Source organism: Cyclobacterium sp., from assembly GCF_014762705.1.
Taxonomy (GTDB): Bacteria; Bacteroidota; Bacteroidia; order Cytophagales; family Cyclobacteriaceae; genus Cyclobacterium.
The window spans coordinates 13,313-31,358 of sequence record NZ_JABURL010000098.1 but is presented as its reverse complement, the minus strand read 5'-3'; the positions used below and the strand labels follow the sequence as shown (position 1 = coordinate 31,358).

Annotated in this window: 19 protein-coding genes and 1 tRNA gene; 10 read left to right on the top strand and 10 right to left on the bottom strand. The window is 35.6% G+C overall.

Features of this window, described 5'->3' with window-relative positions; genetic code table 11:
• Window positions 1–21 precede the first annotated feature (21 nt).
• Window positions 22–702, bottom strand: a complete 681-nt coding sequence (locus HUJ21_RS19735) for an SDR family NAD(P)-dependent oxidoreductase (RefSeq protein WP_291372243.1) — start codon at window positions 700–702, stop codon at window positions 22–24.
• Window positions 703–784: 82 nt separating this feature from the next.
• Here HUJ21_RS19735 and HUJ21_RS19730 point away from each other — a divergent pair, with 82 nt between their 5' ends.
• The 3 genes from HUJ21_RS19730 to HUJ21_RS19720 all read left to right on the top strand — a co-directional run bounded on the left by HUJ21_RS19730 (window position 785) and on the right by HUJ21_RS19720 (window position 2,998).
• Entirely contained in the window at window positions 785–1,663 is an 879-nt protein-coding gene (locus tag HUJ21_RS19730; protein ID WP_291372242.1) for a mechanosensitive ion channel domain-containing protein, read from the top strand.
• On the top strand, window positions 1,656–1,988 hold the full coding sequence (locus HUJ21_RS19725; protein ID WP_291372241.1) for an MGMT family protein: 333 nt from the start codon (window positions 1,656–1,658) through the stop codon (window positions 1,986–1,988). The genes HUJ21_RS19730 and HUJ21_RS19725 overlap by 8 nt, the downstream gene beginning before the upstream one ends.
• 320 nt (window positions 1,989–2,308) lie before the next feature.
• A complete protein-coding gene (locus HUJ21_RS19720) occupies window positions 2,309–2,998 on the top strand; it encodes a sugar transferase (RefSeq protein WP_291372240.1) in 690 nt (229 codons plus the stop codon).
• 10 nt (window positions 2,999–3,008) lie between these two features.
• Here HUJ21_RS19720 and HUJ21_RS19715 read toward each other — a convergent pair whose 3' ends face one another.
• The gene (locus HUJ21_RS19715; RefSeq protein ID WP_291372239.1) at window positions 3,009–4,454 is read right to left on the bottom strand and encodes a sodium:solute symporter; all 1,446 of its coding nucleotides are present in this window, start codon (window positions 4,452–4,454) and stop codon (window positions 3,009–3,011) included.
• A gap of 53 nt (window positions 4,455–4,507) precedes the next feature.
• Between HUJ21_RS19715 and HUJ21_RS19710 the strand changes: the two genes are divergently transcribed.
• From HUJ21_RS19710 to HUJ21_RS19700, 3 genes are all read left to right on the top strand, one after another.
• Window positions 4,508–4,795, top strand: coding sequence for an ATP-dependent Clp protease adaptor ClpS (locus HUJ21_RS19710; protein ID WP_163382422.1), 288 nt, complete (start codon window positions 4,508–4,510; stop codon window positions 4,793–4,795).
• Window positions 4,796–4,806: 11 nt separating this feature from the next.
• Complete coding sequence (recR, locus tag HUJ21_RS19705; RefSeq protein ID WP_291372238.1) at window positions 4,807–5,427, top strand: recombination mediator RecR; 621 nt, start codon at window positions 4,807–4,809, stop codon at window positions 5,425–5,427.
• Window positions 5,428–5,469: 42 nt separating this feature from the next.
• A tRNA-Ala gene (locus tag HUJ21_RS19700) sits at window positions 5,470–5,543 on the top strand.
• Between the two features lie 164 nt (window positions 5,544–5,707).
• Here the strand turns inward: HUJ21_RS19700 and HUJ21_RS19695 are convergent.
• From HUJ21_RS19695 to HUJ21_RS19680, 4 genes are all read right to left on the bottom strand, one after another.
• Window positions 5,708–6,241, bottom strand: a complete 534-nt coding sequence (locus HUJ21_RS19695) for a dihydrofolate reductase family protein (protein ID WP_291372237.1) — start codon at window positions 6,239–6,241, stop codon at window positions 5,708–5,710.
• Between the two features lie 9 nt (window positions 6,242–6,250).
• Window positions 6,251–6,949, bottom strand: a complete 699-nt coding sequence (locus HUJ21_RS19690) for a cyclase family protein (RefSeq protein WP_291372236.1) — start codon at window positions 6,947–6,949, stop codon at window positions 6,251–6,253.
• Between the two features lie 39 nt (window positions 6,950–6,988).
• A complete protein-coding gene (locus HUJ21_RS19685; protein WP_291372235.1) occupies window positions 6,989–7,441 on the bottom strand; it encodes a DUF1569 domain-containing protein in 453 nt (150 codons plus the stop codon).
• A 722-nt stretch (window positions 7,442–8,163) separates the two neighbouring features.
• Window positions 8,164–9,090 carry a LysR family transcriptional regulator gene (locus HUJ21_RS19680; RefSeq protein ID WP_291372234.1) on the bottom strand — a complete coding sequence of 309 codons (927 nt, stop codon included), beginning with the start codon at window positions 9,088–9,090 and terminating at the stop codon, window positions 8,164–8,166.
• Window positions 9,091–9,189: 99 nt separating this feature from the next.
• Between HUJ21_RS19680 and HUJ21_RS19675 the strand changes: the two genes are divergently transcribed.
• The 4 genes from HUJ21_RS19675 (at window position 9,190) to HUJ21_RS19660 (ending at window position 12,146) form a co-directional block, all read left to right on the top strand.
• A complete protein-coding gene (locus HUJ21_RS19675; protein WP_291372233.1) occupies window positions 9,190–9,795 on the top strand; it encodes an NAD(P)H-dependent oxidoreductase in 606 nt (201 codons plus the stop codon).
• Entirely contained in the window at window positions 9,788–10,366 is a 579-nt protein-coding gene (locus HUJ21_RS19670) for a TMEM175 family protein (RefSeq protein WP_291372232.1), read from the top strand. The genes HUJ21_RS19675 and HUJ21_RS19670 overlap by 8 nt, the downstream gene beginning before the upstream one ends.
• Window positions 10,367–10,662: 296 nt before the next feature.
• Entirely contained in the window at window positions 10,663–11,604 is a 942-nt protein-coding gene (locus HUJ21_RS19665) for a cyclase family protein (RefSeq protein WP_291372231.1), read from the top strand.
• 128 nt (window positions 11,605–11,732) lie between these two features.
• Window positions 11,733–12,146 (top strand): putative quinol monooxygenase, encoded by a 414-nt coding sequence (locus HUJ21_RS19660; protein ID WP_291372230.1) that lies wholly within the window; start codon window positions 11,733–11,735, stop codon window positions 12,144–12,146.
• Between the two features lie 316 nt (window positions 12,147–12,462).
• Here the strand turns inward: HUJ21_RS19660 and HUJ21_RS19655 are convergent, their stop codons facing one another.
• The 4 genes from HUJ21_RS19655 to HUJ21_RS19640 all read right to left on the bottom strand — a co-directional run bounded on the left by HUJ21_RS19655 (window position 12,463) and on the right by HUJ21_RS19640 (window position 18,043).
• Window positions 12,463–14,199, bottom strand: a complete 1,737-nt coding sequence (locus tag HUJ21_RS19655) for an ATP-binding protein (RefSeq protein ID WP_291372229.1) — start codon at window positions 14,197–14,199, stop codon at window positions 12,463–12,465.
• 173 nt (window positions 14,200–14,372) lie between these two features.
• Entirely contained in the window at window positions 14,373–14,885 is a 513-nt protein-coding gene (locus HUJ21_RS19650) for an SRPBCC family protein (protein WP_291372228.1), read from the bottom strand.
• A 76-nt stretch (window positions 14,886–14,961) separates the two neighbouring features.
• Entirely contained in the window at window positions 14,962–15,531 is a 570-nt protein-coding gene (locus HUJ21_RS19645; RefSeq protein ID WP_291372227.1) for a Crp/Fnr family transcriptional regulator, read from the bottom strand.
• Window positions 15,532–15,625: 94 nt separating this feature from the next.
• Complete coding sequence (locus tag HUJ21_RS19640) at window positions 15,626–18,043, bottom strand: ATP-binding protein (RefSeq protein ID WP_291372226.1); 2,418 nt, start codon at window positions 18,041–18,043, stop codon at window positions 15,626–15,628.
• Window positions 18,044–18,046: the final 3 nt, after the last annotated feature.

Sequence of the window (18,046 nt, the reverse complement as noted above, 5' to 3'; positions counted from 1 at the left end):
TTTGGTTAATTGATTTTTGAATTAATATACGCCTCCGTATAATTTAAATGTCATGTTTCTGAGCGATACATTGCTGGCTGCATAGTGCATGGCTTCGGCTATTTCGGATGGTTTTACCCATTGCCCATGATCGGCATCCGGCATGGACTCCCTGTTTTGAGGGGTGTCTATGATGCTGGGAACAAATACATGGGACCTGACTTTGAAATCAGATGTCTCATTGGCAGTAAATTCAGCCAAATCTATCACCAGGCCCTTGCTCAAAGCGTAGGCCAGGACGTCCTTCCCCTCGTTGGGTTGAAGGGCAGGTTTAGCTCCTACAAAAAGAAAAGTGCCATTATTGGCCTTTTTCATCATGGGAAGAAAATATTTTACCATATTAAATGCGCTGAAAAAATTCAAACGAATCATTTTCTCCAGGTCTCTTGAGCTGGTCTCCTCTATACCCCCCATGGCAAAACCTCCCACGAGCAATGCCATGCACTCCAGTTCACCATATTGCATCTGGTATTCTTTACTAAATTCCTGCACTGAATATTCGTCGGTAACATCCACCTGGTATACATCATCGGCATCCTCCACCTCATCCCCGCTATCAGGCTCGATTATGGCAATCACTTTAAATCCTTCCCGCTTGAATTTGGCCACAACTGCTCTTCCCAGATTTCCTGCACTTCCCGTGATGATAATATTTCTATTCATGCTATTGTTTAGTTTGGTTACAATCCGATACTTTTGCATGACAAATGCAAAAACATAAAATTAATATTTATTTTTAAGAAACATGGTGGAATTAGGAAAAAGCAAGATTGAGGCCACGGAAAGACGAAAACGAATTATTTTTGTGATAAAAGTGCTCACCTACCTGGTTTTGGTATTCCTCAGGGAATACCTGGACTGGGAAAATGAACCTTTGCTCATCCGGTTGACTCCTTTAATGGATGCGCTGTCTCTGCTCCTGGCCGGAAGTGTACTGATTTCATTGGGCCGGCTATTCTTGGTTCGGTTTTACCTGAGAAAAAAGAAATCCGACTCCCTGCACAACAACTTTGTTCTGGGCATCAATTACATCGCCAGCCTGTTGAATGTAATTGTTTTTCTATTTGCCATCATGATCTTCATTCAGATCAAACCTTCAGAATTTCTGGGTAGCATCACATTGGTGGCAGCCGCCATTGCCTTATTGTCCAAGGATTACATTACCAATATGATCAATGGTCTGATCATCATGTTCTCTGATCAGATTACCCTTGGGGACTATATACAGGTGGCAGAACATAAGGGTAAAATACAGGATATCACCTTATTGAATGTGGTGCTCACCAATGATGACAGTGATTTGGTCATGGTGCCCAACAGCCTGATCCTTGCCTCTCACATAATCAATCACAGCAGGCAGAGTGTAAGGCGGTTAACTTTCGAATTTGAACTTAAAAATCAGGCTGGTCTGAACGTAGACAAGACAGAGCAAAACCTTAAGAATGCCATTAAACCCTTTGGGCACGAGGTAAAATTACAAAGCATAACACTTAAAGCGCTTGAAATACATAAGGATATCGTAAAAATGAAGCTTCAGGTCCAACTCAACACCAATTCTAAAGAACAGGAAAAGAAAATCAGAAGAAGTATCAATCAAAGCATCATCGATTTGGGACATGAATAAAACAAATTTCTTTGACCTGGTATATCAGGTAGTCAGGTTGATTCCAAAAGGCAGGGTCAGTACTTATGGTGCCATCGCAAACTACCTTGGAAGTAAAGGCAGTGCCAGAATGGTCGGCTGGGCAATGAATGCAGCACACCAACACAAAGATATCCCTGCCCATAGGGTAGTCAACAGGCTGGGTCTGTTGACAGGTAAATCTCACTTTGCCGACAAAGACCAAATGCAAAGGCTATTGGAAAAAGAAGGTGTTCGGGTGATTAAGGACCAGGTTCAGGATTTTGATATCCATTTTTGGGATCCCAATCAAAACCTATTTTTATAAGGATCCATGAAATGCCATATTTTTCAGCAAACGAGTTAATTCTAAAAAAGAATTACTTAAACGGTAAACTTTTTAATTTTGATAAAAAAAGTTTGAAAATTATTAGATTTTTATGATATCGGTCATAATATTAAAAATTTATTAAGAAACCCGCTTTAAATATTATCAAATTTAAAAACAAAAGTTAAAAATTAGGAAATTAAAAACCTTTATTCTACATTTGAAATACATTTTTAAAAATACAAAATTACACGGTTGGTATTGTGGCACGATAATGGTTAAGGGAACATCTTAAATTGATTATTTAAAACTGAAAAAATATGGCCTCTACAATTACGGAGAGAAAACCAGCCTCAAAAAGCATGAATAACAGGGGTAGATTCTTTAAATCCTTTCCCGTGGTTTTTTTCGATGAATATCAATTAGTGGTAAAAAGAGCTTTAGATCTATCCATAAGTGTGGGACTGGTCATTTTTGTATTCTCCTGGCTCTTCCCAATAATTGCTTTTATAATAAAAGTAACATCAAAAGGACCCGTATTTTTCCAGCAACTCAGGCATGGCAAGGACAATGTGCCCTTTTACTGCTTCAAGTTCAGGACCATGTACGTGAATGATCAGGCTGATGTCAAACAGGCAACTAAAGATGATCCCAGAGTTACCTGGATAGGTAAATTTTTAAGAAAATCCAGTTTGGACGAGCTGCCTCAATTTTTTAACGTCATCATGGGAGACATGTCTATTGTGGGCCCCCGGCCTCATGCAGTCCCTATGAATTACAAATTCTCTGCTGAAATCGACAATTTCATGTTCAGGCACACTGTTAAACCCGGCATCACCGGACTTGCCCAGGCGAAAGGTTTTAGAGGAGAAACCAGAGACTTCTACGATATTTACTCCAGATGCAAACTGGACATCTTTTATGTCAACAACTGGTCTCCATTCCTTGACCTTAAAATCATATTCTGGACCATTGTCTCATTGCTGATAGACAAAGACAAAGCCTATTAAAGGCTAATGTTTAGCTTTTCCTTCTTAGGATCAACAGCCCGATAAACATCAATAAACCATTCAAAATCAGTAATTCAAAGCCAAATTGATAGCCTCCAAACCAGGCTTCCGACCGTAAAGAGAGAATAAAGGAAATTAACGGGGCCAATACTGCCAATACCGGCACCCACTTGTCCCGAACCTGGAATTTTGTAAACAACCCAAAGGAGTAGAGTCCAAGCAGGGGACCGTAGGTATAGCCGGCAATGGTAAATACTGCATTGATCACGCTCTGGTCATTGATCCACCGGAATCCGAGAATAACCAAAAACATAATCAGGGTGAAGCCCAGATGCACTTTTTTCCTCAGGCTTACCCCTTCTTTTTGGGTATATTTTTTATCGATCTCAAGGAAATCATAACAAAAAGAAGTGGTCAGGGCAGTAAGGGTGGAATCAGCACTGCTGTAGGCTGCAGCTGTGATGCCAAGCACAAAAACCAATCCCACAAAGGTCGAAAAATAGGAAGTAGCCAATAACGGATACAGGTCATCTGTTCTTTCTGGAAAAGCAATCTGATGTTCCGCTGCATACATGTACAATAAAACACCCAGAGCCAGGAAAATAAGGTTCACAAAGACCAGGATGTTGGTAAACCAAAACATGTTCTTCTGGGCATCCTTCAGGTTTCTGCAGGTTAGGTTTTTTTGCATCATGTCCTGATCCAATCCGGTCATTACGATCACAATAAATGCCCCGGAGAAAAACTGCTTGAAAAAATTTGTCCCGGATTTCCAGTCCCAGTCAAAAACCCTGGAATAGGGTTGCTCTGAAACCGTAACCATCAATTCTCCCAAGCCACTCAATCCCAGTTCTTTTGCCACCAATATGATACTCACCACAACAGCCAGTAACATAAAAAAGGTTTGCAGGGTATCCGTCCAGACCACTGTTTTTATTCCGCCACGAAAGGTATACAACCAGATCAGGGTAACTGTGATCAACACCGAAACCCAAAAGGGTATCCCCCAATGATCAAATAAAATCAGTTGCAATACACCTGCAACCAGGAAAACCCTGATGGAAGAGCCCAGAGTCCTGGAAAGAATAAAAAAGAAAGCACCGGTCTTATAGGACCAAAAACCAAACCTGCTTTCCAGATAGGAGTAAATGGACACCAGGTTGAGCCGGTAGTATAGGGGCAGGAGTACTTTTGCGATCACGGTATACCCCACCGTATACCCAAGCACCAATTGAAAATAATAGAAGTTACTGTTTCCCACCTCTCCGGGTACAGATATAAAGGTGACACCGGACAAGGAAGCGCCTATCATGCCAAATGCCACTAAAAACCAGGGAGACTGCCTGTCACCGGTAAAAAAAGTATCTGCGGTCAATTTTCTGGAAGTAAGCCAGGAAATAAGGAACAACAGTAAAAAATAGGACGTTATAACAATTAATACTAAATTTGAATCCATATTGACTGAGGCTAAAGGCCGATAAAGTTGTGATTAATTATTAACTTTGCAAAATGAAACCTTTAGAACATTTAGTGGAAACCGAAGAAGAACTACTACTTGATGAGCTGGTAGATAAGGAAGAGCATGACCTGGTTGTTTTCAATGATGATTTCAATACCTTCGATCATGTCACCAAGATTTTGATCAAGGTTTGCAAACATAGCCAGGAACAAGCTGAGCAGTGTACCATGATCATTCATTACAAGGGAAAGTGTTCTGTAAAGAAAGGCAGCATCAGCAAATTAAAGCCTATGTGTGAATCCATCCTTGATGCTGGCATACAAGCTACCATCGTATAAATTCCCCTTTGGTGAATTTCTCCTCCAAACTTATTGAGAATGCTGTTACTGAGATTAGTCGCCTGCCGGGCATAGGCAAAAAAACAGCACTCAGGTTGACACTACACCTGCTCAAACAAAAAGCCCCGGTAACTACCGCTTTAACAGATGCCCTGATCAAACTTCGGAACGACATTCAATACTGCTCCGTCTGCCACAATGTCTCGGACAAAGAGGTTTGCAGTATCTGCGAAGGCCACAAAAGAGATAAAAGCCTTATCTGTGTGGTGGAAGATCTGCCCGATGTTCTTGCTCTGGAAAACACCAATCAATACACCGGGCTCTACCACGTTCTGGGAGGGGTAATATCACCCATACAGGGTATAGGTCCTGATGAAATCAACATTGATTCCCTGATCAAAAGAATCCTCCACCCACCCTCAGGACAAGCCGTGGAAGAGGTTATCCTGGCCCTTCCTGCCACCATGGAAGGAGATACAACTTCCTTTTTTATTACCAGAAAGCTAAAAGACCAAGGGGTTAGGGTGAGTACCATTGCCAGGGGAATTCCTGTGGGCAGCGAATTGGAATATACAGACGAAATCACACTAGGCCGAAGTATTCTTTCCAGAATAAAATATTCTGCGGAATAATTTGGGGAATAGAATTCCCTACATATATTTGCACTCCCAATCGGGGGATTAGCTCAGTTGGCTAGAGCGCTACACTGGCAGTGTAGAGGTCATCGGTTCGAATCCGTTATCCTCCACTTTTAATTATTCACAAAACCTGTAACTGATTCAGATACGGGTTTTTTTATGCCATTACCGCAAGCATATCAGCTGTCAAGCTCATGCATCAACTGAAGGACATCAATTTTACCTGGTTTTTTCATATTAATTTTTATCGCTCATTGTAAGCGTGTGGCTCAGGTTACCTTTTTCGTTGGTAATGAAGTTGTACTAGTCCTGTTTCAAAAGACTTTGCCTTCACCAATGTCAGTTCCTGTTCAGGTCTGTCATCTTGGAATAATTTTGTGCCACTACCAAGCAAAACCGGTATTATGGAAATGATATATTCGTCTATGAGGTCATGTTGCAAAAGTTCATGTATAACTTCTGATCCCCCGTCACAATAAATGTTTTTTCCATTTTCAGATTTTAGCTGATGTACCAGTTCTGCCAGCTTTCCTGTGTAAAAGTTGGTTTTGCCTACACTTGGTTTTTCAGTTCTTGTTATTACATACACCTCATGTTGTCCATTGTCGTAATGAGAGGCACCAATATGCTGAAGCACGTAATCATAAGTTTTTCTTCCAAGTATTATGGTATCCATGTTTGCTATAAATGCCTCATAACCATAGTCTTCTCCTTCTTTTTCCACCATCTTCAAAAAACCAAGGTCATTATTTGGTTTGGCAATGTACCCGTCTAAACTTGTCGCTATAAAAAGGAATAATTTTCGCATTGTTGGTTTTTATTTGTTTTCGAAAATTGCAACGGCTCTTACTGGTGAACCAGTGCCTCCGCGTATTTTTAGTGGTAATCCTATAAACCGGAACCTGCCTCTTCCTAACAGCCTATGAAGATTCACCATATTTTCATAATGTGTAAAATTCATTTCTCCACAGATATGGTGTACTTCCCTATTTGATATTCCAGAAACACCGGGAGACATTGTTTCTACACCAAATGCAGCTATTTTCTTCTCTCCAAACCATCTCGCACAGGAAATGGATATTCCAGGGCCAATTCCCCAATTAGCAGTATTAAAATGTGTTCGATAATGATCCGTATAAAGTAAAACAGTATCCCCTTGATTTATTTTTAAATCTGCTTTAGAACAAGCTTTTTCAATTTCGTCAGGTTCAATTAATTCTTTCAATTTTTTATGCGAAAAGTCAAGACAAATACCTTCTGTATAAAACATAGATAAGGGCATCGTATCGATTGATTTTCCTTTATGTTGAATTTCCATGTGATTAATGGCATCAACATGGGTTCCTGTATGTTCTCCCAATTCCAATTTATGAACAGCAGGAGTTTTGGTGGCCGGATTCCTAATCCCATTCCATTCTTCATGAGCATTATGAATCGTCATTTTTACTTGAGGAAGGTCTTTATACACTGGCATACCTTCATATATTTCCTGACTCAAATCTATTATTTCGATCATGGCTGTATGTTTCTGAAAATTATTGACAAATGCCCGTTTTTATACTCCAAATTGTCTCAAATGGTGGTCAGTATGCTTGTAAGCTAATATTCCTATCTCTTCCTTAGTCATTTTACCAAAGAAGTCGTGGACAAAATCCGGATTGCTATAGTTTTCATATTCACCTAACAATGAAATCCATTTTGATTTTTCGGCTTCCAAATCACCATTCAATTCCTTTATTTTGAACTGGGCGGATGTAGGAATATTCTTGTCAAAGGGTTTTTCGTCTTTTATCATTTTTTTTAACGCCATCTTTCCAAATATTTTGCCCAAAAATGTTTGTTTATAGCGGTGCTTATCCTTTCCAAGAATCCACCCATTCCAATACGTATTATGCATTAGCATTTGGATAACGTTCATTTTTCCCCATGCTGCTTTGTTATCTTGATCGATTCGTTTAATTCTATAAATCAGGTCCTTTCGATTATTTTTGTTGAAAATTGTTTTCATGTGTTTATCATTTGATTTTAAAAGTCATAACTTGCCATGCACCAGTCTTGGCTTATAGTTTCGATATTTGTCATTCTGCACTGTCATCGTATTGCATCGCACAAATCAGGTTTCCTTGCGTGTCCAAAAACTTTGCTATCCAGCCCACGTTGGGAATTGCCATTTTGGGCCTTCCAAAAAGTCCTTCGAATCGGGCAAGCACCTGACTCAACAAGATATAAGCGCACCAAGCCCATCGAATAAGAGGATTTTTTTGGCGGAAATATTTATGACAAACTTTTCGAAAACATCATTGCAAAGCTAAGAAACAAGTTTAGCAATGCTCTTGACATAGATCAAGAAATCACTTTTGCTTCCTAAACCGACTTAAGGTTTCTGGTGTTATACCCACATAGGAGGCAATATGCCCAAGATTAAATTAAAGAGTCAAATCTCATGTCCTGATTTGGCTTTCGTAAAAGAATAGACGCAGTTTCAGTTCCGATTACTTTTCCATTGATTTGCAAAACTTGTTCTTTCTCTGGCGAACAATTCAATAAAAATACTATTGTTAATAGTAATGAAAATTTAGTAAGGTATTTCATTCTCGATTTCGGTTTTAAATTTTGCACAACGGTTACGTATAAGAATAGTAGCCGACTGCGTGGCACTTTCCTGTCAAGTTACAAGAAAGCTGAATCGAGCTACAATCCTTGAATTTACTACTATACCGGCTATTATTTTTATACATTGTTGTGCAACGTTTTTATATTCATCTTTCTTTGAAAAACCTCCTTTATAATGTCAATTTCTTTTTTAAATAGAAGGTCGCTTCTAGTTGCGAAGTATAAGGTATTAGAAACATCTTTTTTACCTTTCCAAACTAAATGTATTTTATTTAATTCGATTGATTTATTGACCAAAAAATCTGGAACAATAGCAAATCCTTTATTGTTTTCAACACATCTTATAATTGAACCAATATTAGGAAGTATGTAATTAGGTTTAAAATCGGGTCTTTTATTGAAATTTTCATACCAAAACCTATTAAAATGCTCCATTTCGTTGGAGGCACTGTACCAAGTTTTATTTTTTAGTGTTTTTTCTAACAACGAAAATTCCTTGTTTTTTATCAGTTTATTTATTTCTTCCAAATCACTTTGATTACCTGCAATTAAAACAATATTTTCTTTTGTGAAATCTTCATATTCAACAAGAGAATTTGTGCTGTTATCAACTTTTGGTGTAATGATAAGGTCGAGAATACCATTATTTAAATCTTTTATTAAATCTTGATTAGTTCCAAATCTAGCTACAAGATTAAAATTAAGATTGGAAATTTCCGGTTCTAAAATAGTTTGAAATGTTTCGGTACACATTCCAATACTTATTGAAGGAACCATATCTTTTGATGTTTTTTTAAAATGCTGCTCCGCCTTTTCAAGTTGTTTAATGCTGCTTAAAATAAAATTGTATAGTGCTTTTCCTTCTTCGGTCGGAATCATTTTTCTAGAGGTTCGCTCAAATAATTTTTTACCAACATAGGCTTCTAAAGCATTCAAATGTACGCTTACACCTGGCTGTGATGAATACAAAGCTACGGAAGCCTTTGTCAATGTCCCGTTTTCGTAAATTTCTTTAAACGTTCGATACCATTCTAAACTGACCATAATTCATATTATTAATATTTTAATGCAAAGGTATGAATTATATTATTTTTACAATACAACTAAGTGCTTTAATTTTGTCAAATATTAAATAATAGACAAATGAAAAATATATTTATAATTAATGGAAGTCATCCATTTGCACATTCTGGTGGAAGATTTAACGAAACACTTTTCAATACTACGATTTCATTTTTTGAGTCATTAGAGGATTATGAAGTGAAATCGACCCAAGTAGGAGAAGACTATAACCCACAAGAAGAAGTAGAAAAATTTAAGTGGGCAGATCTAGTGATTTATCACACTCCAATTTGGTGGTTTCAAATTCCTTTTGGATTTAAAAAATATATAGATGAAGTTTTTACGGAAGGTCATCAAAATGGAATTTATGTAAATGATGGAAGAAGTAGAAAAAATCCAAACATCAATTACGGAACAGGTGGTTTAATGCACGGAAAAAAATATATACTTACTACAAGTTGGAATGCACCTAAAACCGCATTTACTTTAGAAAATGAATTTTTTAATCAAAAAAGTGTAGATGAAGGTGTTATGTTTGGGTTTCACAGAATGAATGCTTTTACAGGAATGGAATTATTAGCAACACATCATTTTCACGATATGGAAAAAAATGCAGATGTTCCTTTTGAATTAAATAATTACAGTGCTTTTTTAACTAAAAACATATTTGCTTTGAACTATGAATAAAAATAGATTAGAAGCATTTACGGACGGTGTTCTTGCTATTATAATAACCATTATGGTATTAGAGTTTAAAGTGCCTGAAAATGCTGATTTTCAGTCTTTAATAAATTTACTGCCAATATTTGGTATTTACACCATTAGCTTTATACTAATTGTAGTACATTGGAATAATCATCATCATCTGTTGCAAATTTCAAAAAGTGTTAACAGCAAAATATTGTGGGCAAATCATCATCAATTATTTTGGTTGTCGATAGTACCGTTTGCAACAGCTTGGGTGGGCGAAGATTATAGCAAAGATATTCCGATGGTGTTTTACGGTTTTATTTTACTTATGAAAACCATTTCCTATTTTATATTAGAAAAAGCAATTATTGCACATCATAAAAATGATGATTGTATAAGTGAAATTCTTTACAACAAATTTAAGAATTACATAACCTTACTGTTATATATTTTGGGTATTGGAGTTAGCTTTTTCTTTCCGTTAATTGCATTATTAATATATGTAATTATACTGTTTATATGGTTTATTCCTAGTAAAAAAGTAGAAAATGTGGTAAGTAATATTTAATAGATAAAAACAAAACTAAATCTAAAGAGCACGTACAAAATGTATGTGCTTTTTTTTTGTAGTTCAAATTTTGAAATTAGATTGAAAAATCTCGTATGATAAAGCATTTTTATCTATTAAATAATTAATAGACATATATAAATTACATTATTTTTATAATACAACTATTCAACATACTTTTGTACCAAGGAATCAATAAAACTATAAATGGTTAAATATATTATGTTGCAGCAACCCATTTTTTTAGCTTTTAATAGATTCTAAATTAGAGTATTAATAATTATAAAATTTTAAAGATGAAAAGTTTAAAACAAAAATTAAGAAATGGTATTGTTGCCATAGCATTAACTATAGGCTTCATAAATGTTTACGCACAAGAAGTGCCAATGTCCCCTTATGGACCAGATGATGAAATAGGGGCATTAAACCTAATAACACAAGAGTCTGTATTAAATGCAATGAAACTTGTTAAAAATGGTAAAGTATATCGCTTGGGAATGGTGGTTAACGAAAAAACACCCGCATTTCGTCATAGATATTTTCATATTGAAACACTACAACCTGAAACTAAAGCAGAAGGTTCCAACAAATTTACATATGTAGATGACCAATTAATAGGTTGGACGGGTGTAGGTTCTCAAATAAATGGGCTTTCTCATTATGGTCGAGATAATGTACATTATAACGGACATAAAGTAGAAGATTTTCTTAGTGTAAGAGGAGTGAAAAAATTAGGATTGGAAAAGCTACCGCCTATTGTAGCACGTGGTGTGGTATTAGATATGCGCTCTTATTATAATCAAGATATTGTTAAGGAAGGTACAGTATTCTCGGTGAAAGACATTGAAAAAGTGGCTAAAAAACAAGGTACAGAAATTCGTAAAGGAGATGTTGTATTATTCTATACAGGATGGACAAAACTTATGGGAGTAGATAATGAACGTTATCTTGCAGGGGGTGCCGGTATAGGTACAGAAGCTGCTCGTTATCTTGGAGAAAAAGGTGTTGTTGCGGTTGGAGCAGATAATTGGTCTTTTGAAGCTGTTCCACACGAAAACGCTAATCTTTCTTTTCCTGTAAATCAAATGATGGCTACAGAATTTGGTGTGCAAGTTTTAGAGAATATACTTGTTGATGAGCTGGTAGCTGATAAGGCTTTTGAGTTTCTTTTTATACTTGGTCACCCACTTTACGAAGGGTCAACTCAAGTTCAAATTAATCCGGTAGGAATAAGATAACAATAATTAACAAGCTGTACATTTATATAGATATCAGATGTACAGCTTTTTTTTAAAATCGAATATAACAGAAAACAAATTTTATTCGACAAGTAACAGTAAAATGATTAATAAAAATATTATATACAATGAAAACATTTTTAATAACAATAACAATGGCATTATTCTCTTTAATAGGTAATGCACAACAGATTGACATAAAAATACCGAGCAATAAATCAAGTCATTTTTCAATTCCTAAAAATGCTGTAACTATTATAGCGTGGACAAAAATAAAAGCAGGTAGTGAGCAAAAAGTTATGAAAGCCACAAAATTAATGATGGATAAAATCAGAAAAAATGAACCCAGATGTTTGATTTTTGAAGCACATCAAGGAGAAACAGCACCTGGATTAGTATTGTTTTATGAAGTTTTTGCTGATGAAGCTGCTTTTGAAAACCATCAGCAAGCAACTTACGTGCAAGATTGGTTTGATGCTATCGAAGGTTTCACAACTATGGAAATGAATGTGAATAGAATGACAAACTTTAATACACATTAAAAAAAATCTTTTCCCTTAAAGGCAGATACCTTTTGTATTTGCCTTTTTTTTTCTAAGAAAAATAGAGACACTATAAATGACTCATATAAGCAAAACTATTAATAATAAAATGTGGTAAATATTTCTAAAAAATAATCGTTAAATAGTTTAAATAATGATTATGAGTCAAATGTTGCACAACGGTCAAGTATAAGCGTATTGCGGGTTCCAGAGCGATTCACTGTCCGTCCACCGCAAAGTTTCTTAGGAACAAAAATGCTCAATTTTAGCAGTTCAGCCAGCATTACGCTTATACAATGTTGGCATTTCGTTTTCCTTATGATCTTAAATTCTCTAACAGGTAAATGATGTCTTCTGGAATAAAATTAACTTTCTTCAAGGCCTTAAATAGTGTTTTGAAATTGATCACGGGGCTTGTGAAAAGCTCATTGTATACCTGATGTAGCAATGTTTTTCCTCTTCGGTTAATTAACCAAACAGGATAATCCAATTCTATTCCATTAGTAAACTTAATTTTTTGGGTTACAATTTCCTCAACTTCATTAAAATCGCTGAAATATTTCTTTAGCAATGGTACTGTCTTCTTGAAGATTGCATCACACACTTTTTGCAACTCTTCATTTGACATAGATTTTAATTTGTATTCTTCCCCTACAGCTAAACCAACGTCAATTACCTCATTATGCTTTTCCTTATCAATCAATGCAGCATAAATAATAATTGGGTCAACCAAGTAATTTTCTATACTGTATCTACCCAATAAATGGACCCCATCAGATGTTTCATTGCCACTATCCTTATCTATGACTCCTTGAATAATTTGCTCCAATCCGGAGTCTTGTAATTTATTAACCCAATCCTGCACGACATCTTTTCCACCTGATTTATTGCTTGTTGAGGCAGGTATAAAAACAAGGGGGATACTACCATCAATTGAATCGTCTTTCGTTAGACTGTCGAACAAGTAAGAGTAAAAATTAGCATCATCTTTATCCTCAACAAGCATATATTTTGTGCCTTCTCCAACATAGACAAGGCCAGATGTGAGTAGTGATACAGTATGATTTTTTGAATTCGATAATTTTATTCGAGGATGTTCTCGTGACATTTCAAAAAGTGACTCGTCAGGAGTTAAAATTACAGTTGAAGGTGAGTGAGTTGTCATTATTACACGAACCCCAAATTTGTCAACAAGTACATTTTTCACAACATTTATGAACTGTTGCGACATAGTTGGATGCAAGTGGGCATCTGGTTCATCCATTAAAAGAATCTTTGGAAAAACATTTTTCTCTTGAGAATTGTATAGATAAAAAACTAAAGAGATAAGAACTTTTTCACCAGAAGATAGATCATTGAAATTAACAGGATCTCCACTAATTTCGTTAATAGCCTTGAGCTGGAAACTATCCCTAAATCCAAGTTCAGACGGATTATTAAATGAGAATGGTAATTTAGATTCCTTAAGAATATCTTTCAGAACTAACCAAGGTTTTTCACCAATTTCATTGATAATTTCAACTTCCGATTTTTGTTTGGCTTGTAATTCAATTTCCGATAACCGGTAATTATAAAAAACTTCAGCAATTTTTTGGCTGAGTTGAGGTTCTTGCTCAATTAATATTTCAGGAAAGAGGTCAATAAATTCCTCACGTGAAACATCATTTCGATTTTCCTTTCCTGACTTTCTTTGAATTTCCTGAAAAGCATAGAAGAGCTTTACCTGTTGTTCATTATCTCTATTTACCTGATTCTTAACAAATTTATTGTAGTGATTGCCTATTTGTTGCTGGATACTAGAAAGATTAATGTCACCAGTATTATTTAGCTGCCATTCACCTTTTAAAAAGGTTATTTCATCTTCTCTTAAAGTTTCATTTTCAATCTGCACTCTTTCTGTCGTTCCCCTCTTGTTAATTACAGTATTGTATAACAATTCTAAGAGTTGTGTTTTTCCAGTTCCGTTTGGTCCAGTTATCACGGAAAACATTGGAACATCAGTCCATTCAAAATCAGTAATTGATTTGTATGTTCCTGTGAATTTAATATTCATGTCTATTATTTATAAATGAATGCCAACGTTTTGCAGCTACCCAAAGGGCGGGATTTTTACCACTAAACTTCATTCGGAGCACTGAACTTTCGGCTTGCACAAATGTGTCTGCGAAACACGAAACCCCGCCTTTTGGGTAGGTGCTGTTATATGCCGTTTTTCTTTCTGTCACCTTATTTTTCGCATTCTTGTTTTAGTAAGTCAAGCCAGTTTTGCATTCCTTTTTCTAAGTTCTTGTTGAATAATTTTTTTAAAAGTTTAGCAAAAAAACCTTCCATACTTTCGTCAACCGAAACTTTTGTTTGACCGTTGTTTTCTGTTAAAGTCCAGTTATGTATTGCACACATACCAAATGTTTTTCCTGTCCAACCGAAATTCTTAAATGGTTCAACGGTATGCAGTGTCGAATGGATTTTTACTCCTCCTGTTTTCCAGTCAAATGTTGTTTCTGGTTTTAGTTCTCCATTCAATTTGGCTTTGGTTATGTCTGTCTGCCATCTTGCCCAATTGTCAATGTTGGTCATAACTTTCCATACTTTTTCACTACTTGCATTGATAGTGATTGTCTTGCTGCACTTTACTGGTGCGTTGTTGTTGATACTTTTCATTTTTGAATTGCTTTGTGCAAATGAACCTGCTGAGATTGTCAAGCCAATTGCGATTAGTAAAATTGGTTTTGTGAACATTGTCGTTATTGTTTTTAGTTAACGATGCAAAGGTCTGCACAAAATCAATCCTTGCTCTTGACAAAAATCAAGAAGTTTAGCCAGCCGCTTTTTTTCTTATTCTACTCATTGTTTCAGGTGTCATACCAAGCATTGAGGCTAAGTATTGTAATGGTACTTGATTGAACAATTCTTTATTGAAATTGAAAAGTTGATTATATCTTTCTTCTGTTGTCATTGAAAGGTGTTGTAAAATTCTGTCTTCTAGAACCGTAAAACACTTTGCAATAAATAGTTTTTCTAACTCTGTCCAGCGTGGAATTACTTGACCAATTTTCTGATAGTCTTTACTGTCAATAACATAAAGTTCACAGTCTGTCAAGGCTTGGATATTCCAACGAGCTGTTTGTTGAAATAAAAAACTTGATAAGTCTACAACGAAATAGCCTTTGGTTGAAATCCATTTTGTTACTTCATTGTCGTCAATTAAAACAAACTCTCTTATAATACCAGTCTGAACAAAACCAAGTCTATCAGAATATCTGCCAGTTTTTAAAAAATAGTCCCCTTTTTTCAATGTTATAGGTTTGAAGAAAGAACTAATTTTCATTAAGTCGTCCTTATTAACACCGAAGTAAGTATGAATATATTTCTCTAATTCTGTCATTGTTGTTGGGTCGTCCTAAAATGGCATATAACGGTTTGGCTATGCGCAGTGTCCCGAAGGGCATTGCGTATAGGTGTTGTTGTGCTTTCGTGTTTTATTTCAATTCATTTAGAGCTCTTTTGAAATTTTCGCTACTGTTTGAGCTATTGAATATTTCAAAAAGGTTATTCCAATATTCTATTTCAACGGAGTCCTTAATATGTTGACAAACAATACGTGCCAATTGCTCTTCAAAATCAGTCCATTTCTCACTTATTATTATTTCTGTTCTTGGAGAGTTCAAGTCTAAATCTCGATTGCCGCAAACATCAATTACGATTATCAGCGGAAATGGCCAATTTATTTTCACTTGATTGTTTTTCATTCTCCATATTTCTGGAAAAAGACTTGAAGGAATTTCAATACCATGTAAAGAAATTTTTGAATTCGAACTTGCCAATTTACTGGACGAGTCATCTGTTCGAATGTCTCCATCATCACTAATTGTGATTGTCTTTGATGATTCTTTTATAGAGTTAACATCAATTCTAAGTTCTCTTTCTAAGGTGTAAGACTCTCCTTCTATTTCAATATCTCTGGAGTTTAATTCAATTCTTTCAACTGGTCTATTCTTGCTTTCTAAAATAGCAACAGTAGCAGACCCTACCAATCCTATATCCTTTCTGTCAATAGGAATGTCTATAAATTTAATATTCTCATTTTCTTGCCAAGTGTAGTCCTTAAGTGAGTATGATGTTATTTCCTTAAAACTATTTTCATCCCTTTTCTTTTTATGAGATTGGGTTTCAATACTGATTTCAAAAGGTGGATTTGGGATAACATTTTCAACATTCTCAATAAACTCATTCTCGGTCATTCTATCCCAAGGATTATGACTTTTTCGCAGGATTAATCTAGTTGATGTTCCTGGTGTTTCACGTGTTCCGGACTTTATCCAAAATATACTTTCCTGACCTTCAACTGTAATGTTCATTGGGTCGCTTGATTTGTGAGGACCATACACTCTTTTAGTGTCTACAATTAAAACATCCGAAATCATAAAAGATGAGAGAATGCCTATACCAAATCTAGAGGTAGGTGAAAAATCAGCATTAGTTTCAGCTTTCAGACTGTAAAAATCTTTGGACTTATAAAATGAGGAGCCAATTTTAGAATAATAATTATCTATAATATACTCATCCATTCCTGTCCCGTTGTCGATTACCTCAAGAACATCTTCTTCATTTTCAGTGTAATACTTAACAAGAACTTTAGGTTGATACAAATTACCCCATTTGTCTTCCTGCGCCTTTCGAAGTAAACAAGCATCAATTGAGTTTTGCAAAAGTTCTCTCAATGCGACTTCAGGATTTCCATAAAGCTTTGTACCCATCAATATTTCAATGACTTGGGTTTTGCTTAGATTGAATTTAGTGTCTTTATAGATGTAAACTGGTCTGTTTTTAATGTCTGTTTTGGTTCTTATTTTTTCCCGATTTACCTTGAGAGGTAACTTGATTTGTAAGTTTCTATCTTTTGCTGTGTGAAATTCGTTTAGAGTAGAAATAATGTTATTTGCCAAGCTTAGTTCATGATCAATCATAGAACAGAATTCATGTATCGATGACTCAATAACTGGATGCGTGCATTTTGCACTAAATTGAATTAAGTCAGGACTAATGTCCCAAGCTTCTATTGCTCTATGTTTGTTCCATTCAATAATTGAAATAGGATTTCTAACATACAAATGCGAGAACAGAACTGAAGGAGTCCTTTTCCCATCGAAATCTAGAATATCGGCTAGCCTTAGAATCACCCCGACTAGCGGTAAACAAGCATAAACTCCTGAACCGCAAAGTAAGTTTTTGTCTAAATCCAATAGAGATAATGCGTCTTCATTGTGACTGTAACATATCTGAGCTAATTCAACGGTTAAGTCAGTATCTCTAAATTTGATTTTCTCCGACCAATCTTGCTCAATTATATCTCTTGCCCTATCAGTATGTGTCTGACGGATGTATTCTGTAATGAGATATGATTTTATAGTGTCTGCCTGTGAAATATTACCTTTAGATATCAAATCTTTCAATCTTTTCTCATCTTCCGGTCGAGAGTTGTAAAACCTTTTGAAATCATTGAATGTGTTTTGCTCATTATCATCAATTATCGGTTCAATATCCCAAACTTTTTTCCACGCTAAAACTTCTTTTTCATCAGGAGCCATTCCAATGTCATGAAAAAAGGCACTGATTATTAGCAATAATAATTCAGGACTAGTGAGTTCATCAATAGTTTCCTTAGGAATCAATCGCTCCATTAAGTTTAGAACTCTAAAAAGATGGTCGCCATCATGAAGAGTAAATTCCCCCATGTGTCTCACAATGGTCTTGGTCCTTTGAAATGCATAAGAGGTACAATCTTCAACAAGCGGTATTACATTAGCGTCTTTATCAGAACAATTCTCCTTAAGAGCTTTATATAACTCACTTTTTTTCAGCCTTAATAAAAACTCGTCCTTATAGTCATCGTTCATTTT